Genomic DNA, 5,644 nt, shown 5'->3' with positions numbered 1-5,644 from the left:
GTAGCGGTCTGACCGGGCAGGGGGGTTGCGATGGCCGACAAGAACGGGCCAGACGGAACCGGAGAAACCGGCCGCGGCAAGCAGCGCGAAGCCGACATCCGCGACGACGATCTTGAGCGCCGCCGGCGTGATCTTGAAGCATCGCTTGCATCAAGAAGGCCGGACCGGCTCGAGGGGAAAGACGACGCGAAAGCAGTGACCGGATACGGTCAGGCACTCAAGCTGTCCAGCGAGTTCATCGCCGGGATAGTGGTCGGTGTCGGCATTGGCTGGATCATCGACCGGCTGGCGGGAATCTCGCCGTGGGGTCTGATCGTCGGCCTGTTGCTGGGGTTTGGCGCCGGCGTGCTCAATGTCCTGCGCTCGGCGGGGCTGGTGGCGCAATTCGGACAGGGCGGCAAGCCGCGTGATCCGGAGGAATGAAGTGGCGCCGTCATGGCGCTGGGTAAGACACTAAGGCCGCGTGCGGCTTTTACGGGGATGTAAATGGCTGCTGACAAGGTCGATCCGATCCACCAGTTCCATATCGTCAAGCTGATTCCGATCAATATCGGTGGCTACGACCTGTCCTTCACCAACTCCGCCTTGTTCATGGTTGCGACCGTCGCTGTCGCATCGGCCTTCCTTTATCTCACCACCGCCAGCCGCAGCCTGGTTCCCGGCCGCCTGCAGTCGGTCTCGGAAATGGCGTACGAATTCGTCTCCAACATGCTGCGGGATGCGGCTGGGAAGCAGGGGTTGAAGTTCTTCCCCTTCGTCTTTTCGCTGTTCATGTTCGTGCTGGTCGCCAATCTGCTCGGCCTGTTCCCGTATTTCTTCACCGTCACCAGCCACATCATCGTCACCTTCGGCCTAGCCGCGCTGGTCATCGGAACCGTCATTGTCTACGGCTTCACCAAGCACGGCCTCGGTTTCCTGAAGTTGTTCGTGCCGCATGGCGTGCCGGTCTTCCTCCTGCCGCTGGTGGTGCTGATCGAGGTGATCTCCTTCGTGTCGCGCCCGGTCAGCCTCTCGGTTCGTCTTTTCGCCAACATGCTGGCCGGCCACATCACGCTGAAAGTCTTCTCGGGCTTCGTCGTCAGCCTCAGCGCGCTGGGCGCGGTCGGTGTTGCCGGCTCGGTACTGCCGCTGGCCATGGCTGTGGCGCTGACGGCGCTGGAGCTGCTGGTCGCCTTCCTGCAGGCCTATGTGTTTGCCGTGCTGACCTGCATGTACCTCAACGACGCCCTGCATCCCGGGCACTGATCACGAGTTTCCGGCATTTGCCGCCGGATGGAATTGCAACGGAATTACGGATCCAAAGGAGTTTGAAATGGACGCAGAAGCAGCAAAGTACATCGGCGCCGGCATCGCTTGCCTGGGCATGGGTGGCGCGGGCATCGGCCTCGGCAACATCTTCGGCAGCTACCTGGCGGGCGCGCTGCGCAACCCGTCGGCCGCCGATGGCCAGTTCGGCCGCCTGATCTTCGGCTTCGCCGTGACCGAAGCTCTGGGCATCTTCTCCCTTCTCATCGCGCTTCTGGCCCTGTTCGGCTGAGCTTCGGGAAGATTGGACAGGCCGGCCGCGACCCGCGGCGGGCCTGATATCAGGGGATAGTCCATGTTCGTGACATCTGCCTTCGCAGAAGAGTCAGCGCCGGCCGCCGAAGGCGCCACCGGTGCGGGAGCCGAAACGCATGCCGGCACCGAGGTGCCGGCCGAGGCACACGGCACGTTCCCGCCATTCGATCCGGCGACGTTCCCGTCGCAGTTGCTGTGGCTGGCGATCACCTTCGGGCTGTTCTACCTGTTCCTGAAGCGGGTGGTGATGCCGCGCGTTGGCGGCATCATCGACGTCCGCAACGACCGCATCACGCAGGATCTCGACCATGCCGCCCGGCTCAAGGGCGAGGCCGACGCCGCCGTTGCTGCTTACGAGCAGGAACTGGCCGAAGCCAAGACGAGAGCCAATGCGATCGGACAGCAGGCCAGCGACGGGGCCAAGGCAGAGGCCGAGGCCGCGCGCAAACAGGTCGAAGCGGAGCTCGACAAGAAACTCGGCGAAGCCGAGGCCAGCATCGCTTCCATCAAGGCTAACGCCATGAAGGAAGTCGGCACCATCGCCGAGGACACCGCTTCGGCCATCGTCGAGGCGCTTGTCGGCGGCAAGGCCAGCAAGGCCGAGATCGCGGCCGCGGTCAAATCCGTGGCCCGGTGAGGAGCGCATCATGGACGCCACATCTCTCGCAACGCTTTGGGCCACGGTTGCCCTGGTCATCTTCCTCGGCATCGCCATCTACATCAAGGTGCCCGGCCTGATCGCCAAGGGGCTCGACGCCCGCGCCGCCAAGATCAGCAACGAGCTTGAAGAAGCCCGCCGGCTGCGCGAGGAGGCACAGCAGTTGCTCGGCCAGTACCAGAAGAAGCGCAAGGAAGCCGAGCAGGAGGCCGCCGACATTGTCGCCGCCGCCAAGCGCGAGGCCGAGTTGCTCGCCACCGAGGCGCACAAGAAGACCGAGGACTATGTCGCGCGCCGGACAGCGCTCGCCGAGCAGAAGATCGGCCAGGCCGAGCGCGAGGCGATCAGCGAGGTTCGCGCCAGCGCCGTCGACATCGCCGTCGAGGCCGCCCGCGCACTGCTTGCCGCCAAGGTCGACGCCAAGGCCGGCGCGGACTTCTTCAAGTCGGCGCTTCAGGACGTGAAGGCCAAGCTGAACTGAGCGCTTCGCCGTTAGAAATCAAAAAGCCGCCTGGGTAACCCGGCGGCTTTTTTGTTTGAGCGAGATATTCTCCCCCCTTGAGGGGGAGATGTCGCCAAAGGCGACAGAGGGGGTCGGTTCGACTGGGCGCGACTTTCTTGCGGACGACAGATGGCGTTGGAGCTTCACGCGAAGCGACCCCCTCTGCCTGCCGGCCATCTCCCCCTCAAGGGGGGAGATTACGCGCACCTTCGCCGCCGCCTCACTCCAGTCCTACAAAGCTCTCTTCTTCCACCACCTCGACGCCGCCCAAGCGAAACGGCGCGAATGACGCCCGGTGCAACCTTGCCACCGGTCCGTGTGCTTCGATCGCCGTGCGGTGGCGCGCCGTCGCGTAGCCCATATGCACCTCGAAGCCATAGCGATCGTGATGGCCGCCGCAGCCGCACATCATGCGGTCGCGCATCACCTTGGCGACAATCGAGGCGGCGGCAATCGACTGCGAACGCTGGTCGCCCTTGATCAGCGCGCGCCCCTCGCAAGCGAGACCGGGCGGCACGTCGCGGCCGTCCGCCAGCGCCAGCTTGGGCTGCAGCGAAAGGCCGGCGACCGCGCGGCGCATGGCTTCGAGGCTGGCCTTCAAGATGTTGCTGCCGTCTATGCCCTCGGCACTGATCGAAGCCATCGCCACGCCGAGCGCCGAACCCAGGATCCTGGCGAATAGCGCTTCGCGTTGCAGATGGGTGAGCCGCTTGGAATCGTCCAGCCCGTCGGGGATGTTGGCGGGATTGAGCACCACCGCCGCCGCGACCACCGGACCGGCCAGCGGGCCGCGGCCAGCCTCGTCCATTCCCGCCACCGGCCACAGGCCGTCGGCCATCGCCTTCGTCTCGATGGAGAAATCGGGTTTCTCGACGATTTCGAAGAGAAGCGGAGAATCGGAACGCGCGCGAGCCATGGTGCGGCGAGGTTCGCATCGGCTCCGATTCTCCGCAAGTCCCTCCGGGTCGGGTGGGGCGCGGACCGGGAGGGCACCGTCTCAAGGCCGGGGACAGGCCGGACGGGATTCTTCTCGCGCCGCCCGGCGAGGGCCGGCGCGAGACCTTCAAAGCAGCATCAACTGCTCGGCGGCGTTGGCTGCGGCAAGAAATTGGTCGGTCCTGAGTTGCCGCCGCTCGGCGTTGAGCCCGAGCCGCTTGGCGGTGATCTCGAAACGGCGGCCGATCTGCCAGGCATAGGGTCCGGCGCCTTTCATGCGCTTGCCCCACTCCGAATCGTAGTCCTTGCCGTCACGCATCGAGCGGATCAGCGACATCACATGCCGGTAGCGGTCCGGGTAATGACGCAACAACCAGTCCTTGAAGATCGGCGCCACCTCCAGCGGCAGCCGCAAAATGACATAGCCGGCCTCGCGCGCGCCGGCGGCGCGTGCCGAATCGAGGATGCGCTCCATCTCCGGATCGGTGAGACCGGGGATGATCGGCGCGACCATGACGGAGGCGGGAATGCCGGCGTCGGACAGCTGCCTGATCGCTTCCAGCCGCTTGGTCGGCGTCGACGCGCGCGGCTCCATCGTGCGCGCCAGCATGCGGTCGAGCGTCGTCACCGACAGCGCCACCTTGGCGAGCCCGCGCTCCGCCATGCGCGACAGGATGTCGATGTCGCGCGTCACCAGCGCCGATTTGGTGACGATGCCGACCGGGTGGCCGCGCGCTTCCAGCACTTCGAGGATCTCGCGCATGATCCGGTATTGTTTCTCGATCGGCTGGTACGGATCGGTGTTAGTGCCGATGGCGATGGTGCGCGGCTGGTAGCCGGGCTTAGACAGCTCCTTGTCGAGCATGCGCGCCGCATCCGGCTTGGCAAACAGCTTGGATTCGAAATCGAGCCCCGGCGACAGGCCCATGAACGCATGCGTCGGCCTGGCGAAGCAGTAGACGCAGCCGTGCTCGCAGCCGCGATAGGGGTTGATCGAGCGGTCGAAGGAGATGTCGGGCGACTCGTTGCGCGTAATAATAGTGCGCGGCCTCTCGACTTGCACCTCGGTCTTGAACGGCGGCAGGTCCTCCAGCGAATTCCAGCCATCGTCGAACACATGCCGGCTGACCGGCTCGAAGCGGCCGGACGGATTGATGCCGGCGGAACGACCGCGATTGCGGTCGGACCGCACGCGCATGCCGCTCTGCTCGATCATCGCATTCGCCATCTCGGCTCTCCCAGCCCCGAAGGCTGCAATGTCGGCACGCACGATCTGTTCCATTTTCGCCCTCTCCCAAGGACTGTCAGCAGGCTGTCGAATCGCTCTGTTCATGAAACTATTCCTATTTTCTTGATGAGAACAAAGCAAGAACTTTTTATGCCACATGCAAGCTGGCGCTGCGCGCGGCTTTCCGCTATTCGGCTGGCAATGCTCAGCGTTCTCATTGAAACCCTGAATGACGAAGAGGGCCTTGCCCGCACGCTTGCCTCGCTGATCGGCGGCGCGGTCGAAGGCGTGGTGCGCGACGTCGTCGTCTGCGATACCGGCTCGACCGACCAGACGCACCGCGTTGCCGACCATGCCGGCTGCCACTATGTCACAGGCGGCATTTCCGTCGGTATCCGGCAGGCCAAGGGCGATTGGCTGCTGTTGCTGGAGCCCGGCGCGCGGCTGTCGGACGGCTGGATCGACGAGGTCGTGGCCCACATGGCGAGGCACACAATGCCGGCGCGCTTTTCCCGCGCGCGCGGCAGCCGCGCGCCATTCCTGGCCAGGGTCTTCTCCGGCAACAGGGCGCTGGCCGAGGGGCTGGTCATCAGCAAGCGCCAGGCCACGGCGCTTTCGAAAAGCGCCCGCAGCGCCGAGGCCATCGCGCGCGGCCTGGCGACGAAGAGGCTCGACGCCGAGATCTGGGTCGCGCCGCCGAAGTGATCCTTCTCGCCGTTTTTGGGAGGAGAAGGCGCCGGCAGCGGAGAAGGGGTTGTGT

The 5,644-nt window shown here is 65.1% G+C and carries 8 protein-coding genes; 6 read left to right on the top strand and 2 right to left on the bottom strand.

Features of this window, described 5'->3' with window-relative positions; genetic code table 11:
- Window positions 1-30 precede the first annotated feature (30 nt).
- The 5 genes from EOA33_RS22110 (at window position 31) to EOA33_RS22090 (ending at window position 2,699) form a co-directional block, all read left to right on the top strand.
- Entirely contained in the window at window positions 31-423 is a 393-nt protein-coding gene (locus tag EOA33_RS22110) for an AtpZ/AtpI family protein (protein WP_126055982.1), read from the top strand.
- A gap of 63 nt (window positions 424-486) precedes the next feature.
- Window positions 487-1,245: a F0F1 ATP synthase subunit A gene (locus EOA33_RS22105; RefSeq protein WP_126055981.1), complete on the top strand. Its 759-nt coding sequence runs from the start codon at window positions 487-489 to the stop codon at window positions 1,243-1,245.
- 67 nt (window positions 1,246-1,312) lie between these two features.
- Window positions 1,313-1,537, top strand: a complete 225-nt coding sequence (locus EOA33_RS22100; RefSeq protein WP_006206606.1) for a F0F1 ATP synthase subunit C — start codon at window positions 1,313-1,315, stop codon at window positions 1,535-1,537.
- A 63-nt stretch (window positions 1,538-1,600) separates the two neighbouring features.
- Complete coding sequence (locus EOA33_RS22095) at window positions 1,601-2,197, top strand: F0F1 ATP synthase subunit B (protein WP_126055980.1); 597 nt, start codon at window positions 1,601-1,603, stop codon at window positions 2,195-2,197.
- A 10-nt stretch (window positions 2,198-2,207) separates the two neighbouring features.
- Window positions 2,208-2,699: a F0F1 ATP synthase subunit B gene (locus EOA33_RS22090; RefSeq protein WP_127406595.1), complete on the top strand. Its 492-nt coding sequence runs from the start codon at window positions 2,208-2,210 to the stop codon at window positions 2,697-2,699.
- A 241-nt stretch (window positions 2,700-2,940) separates the two neighbouring features.
- Here EOA33_RS22090 and EOA33_RS22085 read toward each other — a convergent pair whose 3' ends face one another.
- The gene (locus EOA33_RS22085) at window positions 2,941-3,636 is read right to left on the bottom strand and encodes a ribonuclease HII (protein WP_127406594.1); all 696 of its coding nucleotides are present in this window, start codon (window positions 3,634-3,636) and stop codon (window positions 2,941-2,943) included.
- Between the two features lie 147 nt (window positions 3,637-3,783).
- A complete protein-coding gene (locus EOA33_RS22080) occupies window positions 3,784-4,938 on the bottom strand; it encodes a PA0069 family radical SAM protein (RefSeq protein ID WP_127406593.1) in 1,155 nt (384 codons plus the stop codon).
- A gap of 147 nt (window positions 4,939-5,085) precedes the next feature.
- Here EOA33_RS22080 and EOA33_RS22075 point away from each other — a divergent pair, with 147 nt between their 5' ends.
- On the top strand, window positions 5,086-5,589 hold the full coding sequence (locus EOA33_RS22075) for a glycosyltransferase (RefSeq protein ID WP_127406592.1): 504 nt from the start codon (window positions 5,086-5,088) through the stop codon (window positions 5,587-5,589).
- Window positions 5,590-5,644: the final 55 nt, after the last annotated feature.

The organism is Mesorhizobium sp. M4A.F.Ca.ET.050.02.1.1 (assembly GCF_003997725.1).
In the GTDB taxonomy this organism is placed as follows: domain Bacteria; phylum Pseudomonadota; class Alphaproteobacteria; order Rhizobiales; family Rhizobiaceae; genus Mesorhizobium.
The sequence above is the reverse complement of the archived record's forward strand: the minus strand, read 5'-3'. Positions and strand labels throughout refer to the sequence as shown.

Coding starts and splice junctions, on each gene's coding strand:
- EOA33_RS22110 (WP_126055982.1), top strand. CDS start 31: ATGGCCGACAAGAACGGGCCAGACGGAACCGGAGAAACCGGCCGCGGC.
- EOA33_RS22105 (WP_126055981.1), top strand. CDS start 487: ATGGCTGCTGACAAGGTCGATCCGATCCACCAGTTCCATATCGTCAAG.
- EOA33_RS22100 (WP_006206606.1), top strand. CDS start 1,313: ATGGACGCAGAAGCAGCAAAGTACATCGGCGCCGGCATCGCTTGCCTG.
- EOA33_RS22095 (WP_126055980.1), top strand. CDS start 1,601: ATGTTCGTGACATCTGCCTTCGCAGAAGAGTCAGCGCCGGCCGCCGAA.
- EOA33_RS22090 (WP_127406595.1), top strand. CDS start 2,208: ATGGACGCCACATCTCTCGCAACGCTTTGGGCCACGGTTGCCCTGGTC.
- EOA33_RS22085 (WP_127406594.1), bottom strand. CDS start 3,636: ATGGCTCGCGCGCGTTCCGATTCTCCGCTTCTCTTCGAAATCGTCGAG.
- EOA33_RS22080 (WP_127406593.1), bottom strand. CDS start 4,938: ATGGAACAGATCGTGCGTGCCGACATTGCAGCCTTCGGGGCTGGGAGA.
- EOA33_RS22075 (WP_127406592.1), top strand. CDS start 5,086: ATGCTCAGCGTTCTCATTGAAACCCTGAATGACGAAGAGGGCCTTGCC.